Origin of the sequence: Rhizobium sp. M10 (assembly GCF_002531955.1) — a bacterium.
GTDB lineage: Bacteria > Pseudomonadota > Alphaproteobacteria > Rhizobiales > Rhizobiaceae > Rhizobium > Rhizobium etli_C.
In genome coordinates this window covers 1-13,378 of the sequence record NZ_NWTA01000046.1, presented here as the reverse complement: position 1 = coordinate 13,378, position 13,378 = coordinate 1, and the positions used below count along the sequence as shown (strand labels likewise).

15 protein-coding genes are annotated in these 13,378 nt (G+C 64.5%); 6 read left to right on the top strand and 9 right to left on the bottom strand.

The features are described from left to right. Positions 1 to 341: 341 nt before the first annotated feature. Positions 342 to 2,351, bottom strand: a complete 2,010-nt coding sequence (locus tag CO671_RS32335) for a methyl-accepting chemotaxis protein (protein WP_097609164.1) — start codon at positions 2,349 to 2,351, stop codon at positions 342 to 344. A 730-nt stretch (positions 2,352 to 3,081) separates the two neighbouring features. On the opposite strand from CO671_RS32335, the gene CO671_RS32330 reads away from it, so the two are divergent. Further along, entirely contained in the window at positions 3,082 to 3,948 is an 867-nt protein-coding gene (locus tag CO671_RS32330; protein WP_097609161.1) for a transporter substrate-binding domain-containing protein, read from the top strand. A gap of 131 nt (positions 3,949 to 4,079) precedes the next feature. Here the strand turns inward: CO671_RS32330 and CO671_RS32325 are convergent, their stop codons facing one another. The 5 genes from CO671_RS32325 to CO671_RS32305 all read right to left on the bottom strand — a co-directional run bounded on the left by CO671_RS32325 (position 4,080) and on the right by CO671_RS32305 (position 7,334). Next, entirely contained in the window at positions 4,080 to 4,493 is a 414-nt protein-coding gene (locus CO671_RS32325; RefSeq protein ID WP_097609159.1) for a tellurite resistance TerB family protein, read from the bottom strand. 192 nt (positions 4,494 to 4,685) lie between these two features. Continuing rightward, positions 4,686 to 5,390, bottom strand: coding sequence for a thermonuclease family protein (locus CO671_RS32320; protein WP_097609157.1), 705 nt, complete (start codon positions 5,388 to 5,390; stop codon positions 4,686 to 4,688). 11 nt (positions 5,391 to 5,401) lie between these two features. Continuing rightward, positions 5,402 to 6,073 carry a helix-turn-helix transcriptional regulator gene (locus CO671_RS32315; RefSeq protein ID WP_097609155.1) on the bottom strand — a complete coding sequence of 224 codons (672 nt, stop codon included), beginning with the start codon at positions 6,071 to 6,073 and terminating at the stop codon, positions 5,402 to 5,404. A gap of 124 nt (positions 6,074 to 6,197) precedes the next feature. After that, positions 6,198 to 6,845: a response regulator transcription factor gene (locus tag CO671_RS32310; protein ID WP_097609152.1), complete on the bottom strand. Its 648-nt coding sequence runs from the start codon at positions 6,843 to 6,845 to the stop codon at positions 6,198 to 6,200. Positions 6,846 to 6,935: 90 nt separating this feature from the next. Next, complete coding sequence (locus CO671_RS32305; protein WP_010028517.1) at positions 6,936 to 7,334, bottom strand: hypothetical protein; 399 nt, start codon at positions 7,332 to 7,334, stop codon at positions 6,936 to 6,938. 117 nt (positions 7,335 to 7,451) lie between these two features. Between CO671_RS32305 and CO671_RS32300 the strand changes: the two genes are divergently transcribed. Together CO671_RS32300 and CO671_RS32295 are read left to right on the top strand one after the other, a co-directional pair. Continuing rightward, positions 7,452 to 7,805 (top strand): DUF952 domain-containing protein, encoded by a 354-nt coding sequence (locus CO671_RS32300; RefSeq protein ID WP_097609168.1) that lies wholly within the window; start codon positions 7,452 to 7,454, stop codon positions 7,803 to 7,805. After that, a complete protein-coding gene (locus CO671_RS32295) occupies positions 7,802 to 8,890 on the top strand; it encodes a quinone-dependent dihydroorotate dehydrogenase (RefSeq protein WP_097609151.1) in 1,089 nt (362 codons plus the stop codon). The genes CO671_RS32300 and CO671_RS32295 overlap by 4 nt, the downstream gene beginning before the upstream one ends. On the opposite strand, the gene CO671_RS32290 is transcribed toward CO671_RS32295, so the two are convergent. The 3 genes from CO671_RS32290 to CO671_RS32280 are packed head-to-tail and all read right to left on the bottom strand — an operon-like array spanning position 8,866 to position 11,006. Beyond that, the gene (locus CO671_RS32290; protein WP_097609148.1) at positions 8,866 to 10,212 is read right to left on the bottom strand and encodes an MATE family efflux transporter; all 1,347 of its coding nucleotides are present in this window, start codon (positions 10,210 to 10,212) and stop codon (positions 8,866 to 8,868) included. The genes CO671_RS32295 and CO671_RS32290 overlap by 25 nt on opposite strands. Positions 10,213 to 10,240: 28 nt before the next feature. Beyond that, positions 10,241 to 10,738: a CAP domain-containing protein gene (locus CO671_RS32285; RefSeq protein ID WP_097609146.1), complete on the bottom strand. Its 498-nt coding sequence runs from the start codon at positions 10,736 to 10,738 to the stop codon at positions 10,241 to 10,243. A 1-nt stretch (position 10,739) separates the two neighbouring features. Next, positions 10,740 to 11,006 carry a DUF6460 domain-containing protein gene (locus tag CO671_RS32280; RefSeq protein ID WP_004675818.1) on the bottom strand — a complete coding sequence of 89 codons (267 nt, stop codon included), beginning with the start codon at positions 11,004 to 11,006 and terminating at the stop codon, positions 10,740 to 10,742. 175 nt (positions 11,007 to 11,181) lie between these two features. Here CO671_RS32280 and CO671_RS32275 point away from each other — a divergent pair, with 175 nt between their 5' ends. The 3 genes from CO671_RS32275 to CO671_RS34585 all read left to right on the top strand — a co-directional run bounded on the left by CO671_RS32275 (position 11,182) and on the right by CO671_RS34585 (position 13,223). Then, a complete protein-coding gene (locus CO671_RS32275; protein WP_097609166.1) occupies positions 11,182 to 12,114 on the top strand; it encodes a methyltransferase in 933 nt (310 codons plus the stop codon). A gap of 207 nt (positions 12,115 to 12,321) precedes the next feature. After that, on the top strand, positions 12,322 to 12,957 hold the full coding sequence (locus CO671_RS32270; protein ID WP_097609144.1) for a YitT family protein: 636 nt from the start codon (positions 12,322 to 12,324) through the stop codon (positions 12,955 to 12,957). A gap of 131 nt (positions 12,958 to 13,088) precedes the next feature. Continuing rightward, positions 13,089 to 13,223, top strand: a complete 135-nt coding sequence (locus CO671_RS34585; protein WP_275593076.1) for a hypothetical protein — start codon at positions 13,089 to 13,091, stop codon at positions 13,221 to 13,223. Positions 13,224 to 13,378: the final 155 nt, after the last annotated feature.

Sequence of the window (13,378 nt, the reverse complement as noted above, 5' to 3'; positions counted from 1 at the left end):
GATGGCCATCCGCCGGAGTGCGCACCGATCATCCAACAATCAGCGCAAATTGAACATGCAAGGGGGCCGGCGGAGCCGGTCTTTCCTGCGACGTCCGTGCAGGCTTCGATAGTGGGATAGATTATGACGGGAGGGGTTTTCCGTGTGGCCCCCTCATCTGCCTGCCGGCATCTTCTCCCCGAGGGGAGAAGAGATTTTGGGGCGGCCTCTTCCGTTCCTCGCTCGCGTCTCGCAGGGTACGTTCAGAAAGGGGGCTGAGGATAGGCGAGAAGTGGTTCGAGCCAGGCAGCTAGGATGCGGCGCAGCCGGACAACTGCGGCCTCGTGTCGACGGGCTGTGTCTCAAAACTCCGTCCAGTCGGCCTCCTGGCTTTTCGGCGTGCTGTTGCCGCCGCCGAAGGCGTTGGCGAGCGTCTGCCCAAGGGTGCGGGCCGGCGAGGCGGTCGGGCGGGCCGTGCCTTCCCGGGCGACGCGGATCGCGGGAGCCTTGGTCACCGGGCGCGCCGCGGCGCGCGGTGCCGGGGCGGGCGGCCGTACCGATGCGATCGGGGCGGCGGCGGCGAAGCTGCCGGTGCCGGTCAGCCGGAACTGGCCGAGCAGATTGTTGAGTGCGGTGGCCTCCGTGGCCAAGCCGTGGCTGGCGGCGGTCGACTGCTCGACCATCGCCGCATTCTGCTGCGTGCCCTGATCCATGGTGTTGACCGCGGTGTTGATCTCCTGCAACCCGATCGACTGCTCGCGCGAGGCTTCGGCAATCGCGTGGACGTGCTGGTTGATTTCCTGCACTTCGGTGACGATCGCATCGAGCGCCTTGCCGGTCTCGCCGACCAGCGACACACCGGTCTGCACATGCGTGCCGGAATTGGTGATCAGGTCCTTGATCTCCTTGGCCGCCTTGGCGGAGCGCTGCGCGAGCTCGCGCACTTCCTGCGCCACCACCGCAAAACCCTTGCCGGCTTCGCCGGCGCGCGCGGCTTCGACGCCGGCATTCAAGGCCAGCAGGTTGGTCTGGAAGGCGATGTCGTCGATGACGCCGATGATGTTGCCGATCTCGACCGAAGACTGTTCGATCTGCTGCATCGCGGAGACTGCCTTGCGGACGATCTCGCCGGATTTTTCGGCGCCGAGGCGGGTGCGGGTGACGAGCTGGCTCGCCTCTTCGGCACGTTTGGCGGCGTCGCGCACCGTCGTGGTGATCTCTTCCAGTGCCGCTGCGGTTTCTTCGACCGAGGCCGACTGCTGTTCCGTCCGCCGGGAAAGCTCGTCGGCGGAAGACCGGATCTCGTTGGCGCCGGCGCCGATTGCCCGCGCATTGGCGCCGACCGCCTGCAGGGTCTCGTTGAGCTTCTCGACCGAATGGTTGAAATCCTGGCGCAGCGCGTCGAGATGGGCGACGAAGGGCTCGTCGATATGCGAGGCGAGATCGCCGGCGGCAAGGCGGCGCAGGCCGTCGCCGAGGGCTGCGACGGCACGGTCGAGTTCGGACGTTTCGCGCGCCTTCTGCGCCTCGCGTTCGCGGCGCTCGCCGTCGCTGACGCGCCGCTCTGTCTCGGCGCGAGCCTCGATCCGACGGCGCTCGATGGCGTTGTCGCGGAAGATCGATACGGCTTGCGCCATCTGGCCAACTTCGTCGCTGCGATCGAGACCGCCGATCTCGCTGTCGGTATCGCCCTCGGCAAGCCGCGTCATGTGCAGCCGCAGCTGCGTCATCGGGCCTGCAATGCCGGACTGCGCCACAATAATGCCGACGCCGATCGCTGCAAGAACGGCAATGCCGATCAGGACGAGACAGAAGGTGACACGGCCGTTGACGGAAGCCGAGAGCGCGTCACCGCCGTCGTTGAGCAGCGCCATCATCGCATCATCGTTGGCAATCATCTTCGGTGTCAGCGCATCGAGCTTGGCGTTGATTAGGGCGACATTTGCCTGCGCGCCGGCGCTGTCCTTGGCTTTGCTCTGTTCGGTGATCTTGCCGGCCAGGGCTTCGATCTCATCGATGCCCGCCTGGATCTCGTCGATCGCCTGTTTGCGGCCGGGGACCAGCGCCAGCGCCGCCTTCATCCGGTCACGGGCCTGCGGCAGCTTGCTCGGTGTGGCGAGCGCCGTCTGGAAGGCGGGCGTATCGGGCTTCATCTCGGCCAGCAGGCTGACCTGCAGCACCGAGGCCACCACCGAAGCGCTGGCGCGTGCGCTCTGCATCGAGGCCAGCGCCTCATGATCGATGAAGGCGCTGTAGGCGGCGTCCGCACGGCGAAACTCGGCGATGACATAGATCAGCCCGGCCATCGTGATCAGCCCCAGGAGCGCCACGACCGATATGATTTTCGTGCGGATTTTCAGATGCTTCAACATGGGAAATGTCACCCGATTGGCCGGGCGTGCCGCACCGGCGCTTCGAAATCAATTGTTACAAACAGAGCGCTGACGCGTGCATCATGCGATCGGCCGGCGGGGTCCGATGACGTCGCCATAAATAAAGGCGCTATTCTTTAATTCCGCCCTAACGCGGTTGTGGAGAATGCCCATAATTTTGAGGGACGAGCTTTGCGCCGCAAACCAAGAGAGCCTGATCCTGAGGTGCCCCGGCGTTGGATGCATGCAAGGAGCAGCGTTGCGGCGCGTCCTTCGAGGCTCCGGCCTCTGGCCTGCGCACCTCAGGATGAGGAGCCTTGGAGATTGCCGCGCTGATAATGATGCACAGCGGAGGATGCTACGCCCTCTCCGACCTCATCCTGAGGTGCCCCGCAGGGGCCTCGAAGGACGAGGTCGGCCACCGGCGATTGATGGCGCAAGAAGCAGGGTTGGAGCCTGTCCTTCGAGGCTCCGCCCTACGGGCTACGCACCTCAGGATGAGGGAGGTTGGAGGATGCTGCCCTGATAAGGGGCGTGGGCTCGGTGCTGACGAATGCCGTGCCAACGCCCAAGAGAGCCTCATCCTGAGGTGCGCAGGCCAGAGGCCGGAGCCTCGAAGGACGGGGCGGGCGTTCCGGCGTCGGATACACCTATATTCCCCACCGGGCGTGACTCTGTTACATCTCTCCACCCCCGCAACGCTTCCCGCTGAACCCGAGACTGGATCACGATGACCGAATCCAAGCTGGCATCCCTGACGCTGAAGGGGCTTTTCGCGTTCGGGCTGTTGCTCTTTTCAAGCCTTGCCGCCTCCGCCCAGCAGGCAGCGCCTTCGCTGCCGCTGCTCTTCGACGCGCGAGAGCGTTTGGCGAGACCCGACCTCTCCTCGCTGGTGCGCCTGCGCTTCCTGACGTCGGTCGATTTCCCGCCCTTCAATTTCACCGATCAGAACGGCAAGCTTTCCGGCTTCAACGTCGATCTCGCCCGCGAAATCTGCAGCGAGCTGGAAATATCCGACAAGTGCCAGATCCAGGCGATCCCTTTCGCCGACCTCAAGGATGCGCTTGCCGCCTCGCAGGGCGATGCCGTCATCGCCGGCCTTGCGGTGACCCCCGAGCTGCGCCGGCAGTTCGTCTTCTCCCGGCCCTATCTGATGCTGCCGGCGCGCTTCGTGCGCAATCTCGCAGCACCGGTCGACGGCAAGACGGCCGCCGCCCTTGCCGGCCGGCCGGTTGGTGTCGTCAAGGGCACGGTGCACGAGGCGATGCTGGCCGCATTTTTCCCGGCGCTGAAGGCTGAGCCCTTCGACACCAAGGACGCTCTGCTTGCCGCGCTGAAGGAGCGCAAGGTCGACGCCGCCTTCGCCGATGCGCTGCAGCTTTCCTTCTGGGTCTCTTCGCCGGGTTCGGAGAAATGCTGCGCGCTGTTCGACGGTCCCTATCTCTCCGAACATTTCCTCGGCGAGGGCATGACGATCATGCTGCGGCAGAAGGACAGCGTGCTGACGTCAGCCATCGATCACGCGCTTGCCACGCTGTCGCGCAACGGCCGTCTGCAGGAAATCTATCTGCGTTATTTTCCCTACGGGCTCTACTGACTGGCGGGTCGTCTAATGCATGTCGCCCGGAAGTGTGCAGCGGTTCCGGGACAACGACATGCATCAAAACAAAGGGCTAAAGCGCGTCGCATGATCAAATTTGATGCGACGCGCTTTAAAGAGTTTCAGGCTTATCCGTTGCGGAAGCGGGCAATGGCGCTGCGTTCGATCGCCGCGCAGGTCAGCTTGTCGAGGCCGAGACGGTCGCGCAGCAGGCTGAGCAGCCGCAATTCCTCGGCCTTGACCGAAAGGTCGGCGGAAGCCACTTCGACGGCGAGCGCATAGGCCGTGTCGTAGAGTTTTGCCGGCAGCGTGTCGCGCACGGTTTCGAGAACGACGTCGAGGCCTTCGGGCCCTGCCAGCAGCGAGGCGCAGTCGCGCGCAATCGAAATCAGCCTTTCGTCATCGAAATCCTTGAAAACCGGCAGGAATCCGATGAGTTGGCCGATCCTCGTCATCTCCCTGTCGTTCATCGTGCTGTCGACGGCGGAGGCCATCACCATCACGTAGATCAGGGCATCATGGGCGGAAAGCGGCTTGTTCATCTCTGATTCCTTCTTCGGTGAGCGGAGATTAGGAATTGGCGGTCGCCTTTACAAGGGATCGGCAGCATCGCGCCGCCGCGGACATTAAAGCGCGTCGCATCAAATTTGATTCATGCGACGCGCTTTAGCCTTTTGTTTTGATGCATGTCGTTATCCCGGAACCGCTGCACACTTCCGGGCGACATGCATTAGTCATTTGCGGCGCGGGTCGCCGCCGTAAATGCCTTTCTGCGCCTGCTTCGCCTTCTCGGCGACAGCATCGAGCGGTGAGCCCGCCTCGGCTTCGGCCCAGCCGTTTTCGGCGAGCCATGTGCCGAGATCCTGCGTGCCGAGCCGGCAGGCGGCGGTCGCCGTCCCCTTCCATTCCGCCATGTCGAGGTCGCAGGTGAGGCTGCGATTGCGCAAGAGCTGGCGCAGTGCCGTCTTCGCCATCATGCCGCAGGGCCATTGCCGGCCTGCCGGCCCGCATATCCTGTCGGCCGGTGTCGGGATGATGCCGGCAAGCTGAAGCCGGCGCTCGCCGAAGGAAAGCAGGCCGGCATTTTCGGCCAGCGGCCGCGCCAGCTCGATCGGCTCTTTCGCGGCCGGCGCCGCCGTCTGCCCGCCGGGCGTTTCCGATGGGCGCGGCGGATCAGCCGGCGCGCTTTCGGTCGGGGCGGGGGAGGGGGCCGCCGGCTGCGCCGCGCGCGCAATGATCTCGGCATCTGCATCCGGGATCGGCGCCGACCGGCCTGCCGTCTCGGGGGCGATTTCCGCCGCCGCGCCCATTTCTGGCGTCTCTGCGGTGGTTGTATCCTCGCCGCCCGTTCCGCCGCGCAGCCTTGTTTCTGCTGATATCAGCAGGCCGGCCACAACCGCCATTCCTGCAAGACCAGTCAAGACGGCGGCGGGGCGCATGGAATATCTTCCTATTGGCTGGCCCAGATGATGCGGGCGATCCACTCGACGTCGGACAGATCGAGCGTCCGGTTCGGATGTTCGGGATTGAGCGACATCAGCTCGATCGACCGCGGGCTCTGGCGCAGCAGCACCTTGGCCATCACCTCGCCCTCGCGCGTGCGCACGACGACCCGGTCGTTGCGGCGCACCTGCGCGCCGGGTTCGACGATCAGCACGTCGCCGTCGCGGTAGAGCGGCATCATGCTCTCGCCCTGCACCTCCAGTGCGTAGACGCCCGGTTTCTGCGACGGCGCAGCCGGAAATTCGACCACGTCCCAGCCTTGCCCGGCCGGAAAGCCGCCATCGTCGAAAAAGCCGCCGGCGCCGGCCTGCGCGAAGCCGAGCAGCGGAATGGCGCCGCCGTGCGGCGGCTTGGCGCGCTCGCCCGGCAGTTCTGCGGAAGAATCGGCGCTCGGGCGCATGAAGGCGAGAAACTGCTCCATGCTCGCCCCTGTCGCATCGAGCACCTTGGCGATCGATTCGGTCGAGGGCCAGCGCAGCCGCCCGTCGGCCGAAAGCCGTTTCGATTTGTTGAAGGAGGTCGGGTCGAGCCCGGCGCGGCGCGCAAGACCGGATGGCGTCAGGTCGTGCCGCTCGGCAAGCCTGTCGATCGCCTCCCAGATCTGCTCGTGTGACAGCATATGCGCCCGATTCCGTGCAGCCTATCCGAGGCCGCGCTCCAGCCGGCCGGAAGTGTAACCGACCGTGCGGCGCGCGTAAAGGTAAGGGAGGAATAAAATCCTTTTATCGGCGGTTTCGGCCGCCTCAGGCGACCATCGCCATGTTGATCTTGCCGAGCTGGATGACGGCCTGCGTGCGGCTGTCGACATCGAGTTTCAAGAGGATCGCCGAGACATGCGCCTTGATCGTCGCCTCGGAGACGCCGAGTTCATAGGCGATCTGCTTGTTCAGCAGGCCTTCGGCGAGCATGGTCAGCACCCGGCTTTGCTGCGGCGTCAGCGTATGCAGGCGGTGGATCAGGTCGGCAACGTCGGGGTCCTGCTCCTGGCCGTCGCGATAGCTTTCGGGTGTGGCGATATCGCCGGTAAGCACCGTCTGGATGCTGCGGCGAATGTCTTCGATACCGGAGGATTTCGAAATGAAGCCGGAGGCGCCGAGTTCCAGCGCCCGGCGGATCGTCGTTGCGTCGTCGCTGGCCGAGACGATGATGATCGGCAGGCTGGCGAATTCGGCGCGCAAGGCCATCAGGCCGGAAAAGCCGCTGACGCCGGGCATGGCGAGGTCGAGCAGCATCAGATCGGCGTCCGGATGGGCGCCGGCTGCTGTCCGCGCGGCGGCGAAATCGCCGGCTTCGACGATCGACTGGCGGCCTTCCATGCCGATGACGGCCTGGCGCAGCGCATCGCGGAAAAGCGGATGGTCGTCGGCAATGATGATGGTCTGTTCCTGCATCGAAAACTCCCTCCCAAGAGCCCGATCGTGCTGCATGCGACGCCGTCCCCACTGCGCTCCATGCATGGCTGCTGATACGACTATATCAGATCAGGTCTTCTGCGGAAGGGGATCGGCCTTTTCCTCGGCCTGGAACTCCTTCACCATCCCCATGAAACTCTTCATCATCTTCTCCATGATGCTGATCGAGCGGTCGATCTCGGCGTCGCTCGGCAGCGCCCGCTGGACGAGGCCTTCCTGTTCCAGCTTGGTCACCCGCTCCGCAAGCCGGTCGAGTTCGTCCTCATAGGCCGCCCGCTCGTCGGCCGCCATGCGGCAGACGAGAGCGCCGTCCTTGTCCTGGCAGATCGACATGGCGCCGGACTGGCGGTCGAGCCGGACGAAATGATCGCCGCTTTTTTCCAGCTGGAACCGGCCCGCATCGGCCTCGGCCGCGGCAGCTGCCAGCGGCAGGACTACGGCGCCAAGTGCGAGAACCAAAATCTTCATCGTCTCATCCTCCGGATTTGCCTGTGCGGGTCCTGTTTTTAAGCGCCGGGGCGTGGACATTGCCGCCTCTTTCCGGCAAAGCGCTGGTGATCGAGGACCAGCAATCGCGAGGCCATGATGACCCTGACACCGACCCTTTACAAGATCGTGACGGAACCGCTCTGGCAGCAAGCCAGACAAAGCGGTGTTTTTCATGGCGCCGGCATCGATCTCAAGGACGGCTTCATCCATTTTTCGACGGCTGACCAGGTCAAGCAGACCGCTGCCCTGCATTTTGCCGGCCAGTCCGGCCTGATGCTGGTTGCCGTCGATGCCGGCGGCCTCGGTGACAAGCTGATCTTCGAACCCTCGCGCGGCGGCGATCTGTTCCCGCATCTCTATGCCGACCTGCCGCTTGCGGCCGTGCTCTGGGAGGTGCCATTGCCGCTCGACGAGACCGGCGCCCATATTTTCCCGGAGCTGCAGCCATGATCGATCCCTTCAAGCGTCTCGCCCGCAAGGGCCTCTTCCTGTTCGATCCGGAAACGGCGCATGGCATGTCGATCGCGGCGCTGAAATCCGGCCTGGTGCCCGCCTGCCAGATCACCCCCGATCCGCGCCTTCGCCAGACCGTCGCCGGCCTCACCTTCGAAAATCCGCTCGGCATGGCGGCAGGCTACGACAAGAATGCCGAGGTGCCGGAGGCGCTGCTGAAGCTCGGCTTCGGCTTTACCGAGATCGGCACGGTGACGCCGAAGCCGCAATCCGGCAATCCGCGTCCGCGCATCTTCCGCCTGGTCGAGGATGAAGCCGTCATCAATCGCCTCGGTTTCAACAATGAAGGCCATGAGGCTGCTTTCGAGCGGCTCTCGGCGCTGACAGGCAAAGGCATTGTCGGCGTCAATATCGGCGCCAACAAGGACAGCGAGGACCGCATCACCGATTATGTCGCCGGCATCCGCTGTTTCTATTCCGTCGCGCGCTATTTCACCGCCAATATCTCCTCGCCGAATACGCCTGGCCTGCGCGATCTGCAGGCGCGCGAAAGCCTTGCGGCGCTGCTGTCGGCCGTGCTGGCGGCGCGCGATGAGATGGCTGAGAGAACCGGCCGCAAGATCCCGGTCTTTCTGAAGATCGCCCCCGATCTGACCGAGGAAGGCATGGACGATATCGCCGCCGAGGCGCTTGCGCATCCGCTGGATGGGCTGATCGTCTCCAACACCACGCTGTCGCGCGAGGGGCTGAAAGATCAGCGCCAGGCCAAGGAGACGGGCGGCCTCTCCGGCGTGCCGCTGTTCGAAAAGTCGACCGCCGTGCTTGCCAGGATGCGCAAGCGCGTCGGCGCCGCACTGCCGATCATCGGCGTCGGCGGCGTCTCCTCGGCCGAGACCGCGCTGGAGAAGATCAGGGCGGGCGCCGATCTCGTCCAGCTCTATTCCTGCATGGTCTATGAAGGCCCCGGCCTGCCGGGCGATATCGTTCGCGGTCTCTCGGCGCTGCTCGACCGCGAAAAGGCCGGCTCGATCCGCGAGCTGCGCGACAGCAGGCTCGATTACTGGGCGGCGCGGAAGGTCTGATCGGCCCGCGGCCTGACCAGCATCGCCAGGAAAAAGCCGCGGAACAGCAGGAAGGCGTTCATCGCCAGCCACAGGCCGTGATTGCCGAAGAGCGGCACGAAGACGGCGAGCATGGCGAGATAGCCGGCAAAGGACAGCAGCATCCGGTTGCGCATGTCGGCCGACCACGTCGCGCCGATGAAGACCCCGTCCATCAGGAAGGCGAGCGCGCCGGTGAGCCCCGTCACCGCCGCCCAGGGCAGATAGGTCGCCGCCGCCTGCCGCACCTCGGGCGAGGTTGTCAGCACCGAGATCAGCCAGGGACCGGCGAGCAGGAAGAAGGCGGAGACGATCGCCGCCAGGCCGAAGGACCAGAAGGTGGTGAGCTTCAGCCCGCGGTCGAAGGCCGGTCGGTAACGCGCGCCGATCGCCCGGCCGGTGATCTGCTCGGCGGCATTGGCAAGCCCGTCGAGATAATAGCCCGACAGCAGGAAGAAATTCATCAGCACGGCGTTGGCGGCAAGCGTCACCGCACCGAAGCCGGTGCCGATCCGCGTCATGATGGTGAAGGCGCCGATCAGCACGAAGGTGCGGATCAAGATGTCGCGGTTGAGCGCGAAAAGCTCGGCCAGACGATGCCGGGAAAAGACCTCGGCCCATGCCGGCCGCTCTGATTTGGCAAAGCCGCCGAGCACGATGAACAGCCCGGCGAGCGCACCGGCCACCTCGCCGGCCAAGGTTCCCCAGGCGACGCCGGCCACGCCCCAGCCGAGCGACAGGCCGAGATAGATCGACAGCAGGATATTGATGCCGTTGATCAGCGCCTGCAGCAGCAGCCCGACACCGCCCTGTCCGCGCCCGAGCACGAAGCCGAGGATGGCATAATTGGCGAGTGCGGCCGGCGCTGCCAGGATGCGGATCGAGAAATAGATGGCGGTCGCCTCGGCGATCGCGCCTTCCGCGCCCATCAACCGCAATCCTGCCGCCTTCAGCAGCGGCGAAAGACAGAGCAGCGCCAGCCCGCAGCCGAGCGCCGAGATCAGCGCCCTCGAGAACACCGCCTGCTCCTCGTGCCGGTCGCGCCGGCCATAGGCCTGCGCCGTCAGGCCCGTCGTCGATGCCCGCAGGAAATTGAAACTGCCCAGGATGAGCTCGAAGAGCATTGCACCGATCGCCAGCCCCGCCAGCGCTTCCGGATCGCCCATATGGCCGACGACGGCCGTGCTCGTCAGCCCGAGCATCGGCGTCGTCAGGAAGCCGAGCGTCATCGGAATGGCGATCGAGAGCACCAGCCGGTGCGTGACCTCGAAGGCAAGGGAATGACCGTTGCTGCGCGTATCCATGCTTGCCCCATGTCGAGGCCGAATCGCCTCAGCTTGACAGCACCATCGCCCAATAGGGCAGGTTCCTGGAAGATGAATTGTGAGCGACGGCGACGCCGAGGCCGCCATAGCGCCCCAGCATGTTTTCCAGATGATGCGGCGAGTTGATCCAGGCGGTCACCACGGCATCGACGCTCTGCTGGCCGGAAGCGATATTCTCCGCCGCCGGCAGCTGCACGCCGCTCGCCTTGACGCGGGCGCCGAAGCTGTCGGTCATGCCGATGAGATGCGCCATCTTGCCGGCGCTTGCCATGCGTTTGGCCTGGAAGAGGGCGGCCGTCTGCGCCGCCGGGTCGGGGCTAAGCGCCGGCAGGCCGTTCTTGGCCCGCAGCTCGTTGACGAGCGGCAATACGCTTGCCGTCTCGTCCTCGCCGTTGGACGGTGTGCCGGCAAGGCGCGGCGTGGTGGTGCAGCCGGCGATGCCAGCGGCGAACGCGAGTCCGGAAAGACGCAGCAGGCCGCGGCGCGAAAGGTCGATGGAGGTCATGTTACCGGTGATAGCTGAAAAGCCGAAGGATGAGGAAAAGCGGAATGACGATCGTCGCCCCGAGGAGGAGATAGTCGCCGACGCGCCCGAGCGCTGAAAATCCCCGATGCCAGATTTCCAGGATGAAGTCGCGGAAGCCATAAATGATGTTCCACGGCGTCAGGCCGAAGACCGTCATGACAAACCCGACGATCAGCGACACGACGATGAGTTTTATCAATGTGCGGCCGAGCGAATCGCCGAGGAACCTGTTCACCTGATCGGACATGCACCATCTCCTGTTTGCCCTTGGAATAAGGTCGCGGTGCGCCGCCCGCAAGCCCTTTCCGGGGTTGGCCGCTTCGCCTGTGAAATAGGACTTGAGTTTTTTTGTGGCCGCCGCCAGATGCGGGCCAGTGCAAAACCGAGCAGCGCGACGACATGCCTAAAATAAAGAGCCGATGATGCAGCCCCACCAGCTTTCCTCCGGCGATGTCATCGCCGACCGCCGCGCCGATTATGCCCGGATGCTCGAAGAGGGCGGCGAGCCGGAGGCGGCGGCCGAGCTGATGGAGCAGGCGCTCGAACTCGCACCGGCCTGGGCGGCCGGCTGGTATCGCCTCGCCACCTATCGCGAAAAGGCGGGCAGGGCGGAAGCCGCGATCGAAGCCTATCGCAGCACGCTTGCCCTCGATCCCGAAGATATTTTCGGTTCGGCCCTCAAGCTCGCCCTTCTCGGCGATACCGCCACACCCGACCGGCCGCCGAGCCGCTATGTCGAGCGCCTGTTCGACGATTATGCCGAGCGGTTCGAGGCCTCGCTCGTCGAAAAACTCGATTACACTGTCCCGCAGAAGCTCGCGGCCCTCGTTTCCGCCACCGGCAGGCATTACGCGTGCGCCGTCGATCTCGGCTGCGGCACCGGCCTGCTCGGCCCCGAAATCCGTGGCCGCGTCGGCCGCCTCGAAGGTTTCGACCTCTCGCAGAACATGCTGGCCAAGGCGGCCGAGAAGGCGGTCTACGATCACCTCGCCCAGGCCGACCTGTCGCTTGCGCCCGATCTTTCCGGCCTCTTTGTCGATGGGCCGCGTGGCCGCGCCGACCTGGTGACGGCAGCCGACGTGCTGATGTATCTCGGCAATCTCGAAAGCGTTTTTGCCAACATCGACGATCTCGCCGCCGCCGGCGCCGATCTCGCCTTTTCCGTCGAGGATGCGGGGGAGGGCGAGAGCTTCCATCTCGCGCCGTCGCTGCGTTATGCCCATTCGGAAGCCTATGTGAGCATGCTGCTTGCCCGTCACGGCTTCGAAATCCTCGACATCGTCAAGACCGTCATTCGCAAAGATGGCGGCAAACCGGTTGCCGGCATTCTGTTCCTTACGCGCAAGCCGGCCTGAGCGAATGTTTCTTGCGATTTTTTAATAGGACAGCATTGCTTACCTATTTCGCTTGATCGGACGCCGGAAAGCCTGATATTGCAAGGGTATCCGAGGAGCGCGCGGCGATCAGACGCCGACGCTCGACTCATTCACAATCAAAAATCCACCGCGTCCGGATTTCTCCGGACGTGCTCCCGAACACGTCTGCTGTTGGAGACTGGCGACATGACACAGCTCATCAATGCCCTCGGCCTCTGGAATACGAGTGCTGCGCGGCACTCGCCGATCGAAGACGTGCAGGGCATATTCTCCGGCAGTCTCGTCGCAGCGCTCGGCCTTTACGTGCTTGCCAGCGCCGGCCTTCTCACCGGCAGCACGGCCGGCGTCGCCTTCCTTCTGCATTACGCTTTCGGCGTCAATTTCGGCCTCGCCTTCTTCCTGCTCAACCTGCCGTTCTTCTATCTCTCGTGGAAGCGTCTCGGCATGGCCTTCACGCTGAAGACCTTCATCGCCATCGGCCTGACTTCGGTGATGTCAGATCTGCAGTCGCGCCTCTTTTCCATTTCGAGCATCCATCCGGCCTGGGCGGCCCTTCTCGGCGGCCTGCTGCTCGGCTTCGGCGCGCTGGCGCTCTATCGCCACCGCGCCAGCCTCGGCGGCGTCGGCATTCTCGGGGTCTATCTCCAGGAGCGTTTCGGCATCCGCGCCGGCCTCGTCCAGCTTGGCATCGATATGTGCGTGCTGGCCGCCGCCGTCTTCGTCACCACGCCGCCGGTGGTCTTCTATTCCGTCCTCGGCGCCCTCGTCCTCAACCTCTTCGTCGCCATCAACCACCGCGCCGACCGCTACATCGCCCTCTGACATTACAAATCCGTAACCCATTCTGAACAAAACGTAACTTGCCTGCCACCGGTCCCGGCGCGACATTTCTCCCCGCGCCGGATTTGATGAGGTGAGTTATGTCAGATTTGGAAAAGCTTGTGAGACGCCGCATGCAGGAAGAATACGCCAAGGGCGCTTCCGCAGAGGAAATCGCGAAAGTCGTTCGCGATCTGCTCAACAGCATCGACCTCTCGGGCGATGGGTTTGACGCCGTTGCCGCAAGAGCCGCCAGGGCTCACGAGTGATCACAAATTCGGCCGACCCGGAATTTCGGGTCGGTCGCCGGCAATCCGCCGTAACTCCTCTCTCCACGAAAAGTCGTGCCGTGTGATTTGCCCCTCACCCTAGCCCTCTCCCCGTTCTGACGGGGAGAGGGGACGTGCCATACGAAGAGCCGAGT

Bases quoted from the DNA above. Each gene is read 5' to 3' on its own strand.
- CO671_RS32315 (WP_097609155.1), bottom strand. From the start codon at position 6,073: ATGCTGTCACACGAGCAGATCTGGGAGGCGATCGACAGGCTTGCCGAG.
- CO671_RS32330 (WP_097609161.1), top strand. From the start codon at position 3,082: ATGACCGAATCCAAGCTGGCATCCCTGACGCTGAAGGGGCTTTTCGCG.
- CO671_RS32305 (WP_010028517.1), bottom strand. From the start codon at position 7,334: ATGAAGATTTTGGTTCTCGCACTTGGCGCCGTAGTCCTGCCGCTGGCA.
- CO671_RS32325 (WP_097609159.1), bottom strand. From the start codon at position 4,493: ATGAACAAGCCGCTTTCCGCCCATGATGCCCTGATCTACGTGATGGTG.
- CO671_RS32285 (WP_097609146.1), bottom strand. From the start codon at position 10,738: ATGACCTCCATCGACCTTTCGCGCCGCGGCCTGCTGCGTCTTTCCGGA.
- CO671_RS32280 (WP_004675818.1), bottom strand. From the start codon at position 11,006: ATGTCCGATCAGGTGAACAGGTTCCTCGGCGATTCGCTCGGCCGCACA.
- CO671_RS32290 (WP_097609148.1), bottom strand. From the start codon at position 10,212: ATGGATACGCGCAGCAACGGTCATTCCCTTGCCTTCGAGGTCACGCAC.
- CO671_RS32320 (WP_097609157.1), bottom strand. From the start codon at position 5,390: ATGCGCCCCGCCGCCGTCTTGACTGGTCTTGCAGGAATGGCGGTTGTG.
- CO671_RS32270 (WP_097609144.1), top strand. From the start codon at position 12,322: ATGACACAGCTCATCAATGCCCTCGGCCTCTGGAATACGAGTGCTGCG.
- CO671_RS32300 (WP_097609168.1), top strand. From the start codon at position 7,452: ATGACCCTGACACCGACCCTTTACAAGATCGTGACGGAACCGCTCTGG.
- CO671_RS32335 (WP_097609164.1), bottom strand. From the start codon at position 2,351: ATGTTGAAGCATCTGAAAATCCGCACGAAAATCATATCGGTCGTGGCG.
- CO671_RS32275 (WP_097609166.1), top strand. From the start codon at position 11,182: ATGCAGCCCCACCAGCTTTCCTCCGGCGATGTCATCGCCGACCGCCGC.
- CO671_RS32295 (WP_097609151.1), top strand. From the start codon at position 7,802: ATGATCGATCCCTTCAAGCGTCTCGCCCGCAAGGGCCTCTTCCTGTTC.
- CO671_RS34585 (WP_275593076.1), top strand. From the start codon at position 13,089: ATGCAGGAAGAATACGCCAAGGGCGCTTCCGCAGAGGAAATCGCGAAA.
- CO671_RS32310 (WP_097609152.1), bottom strand. From the start codon at position 6,845: ATGCAGGAACAGACCATCATCATTGCCGACGACCATCCGCTTTTCCGC.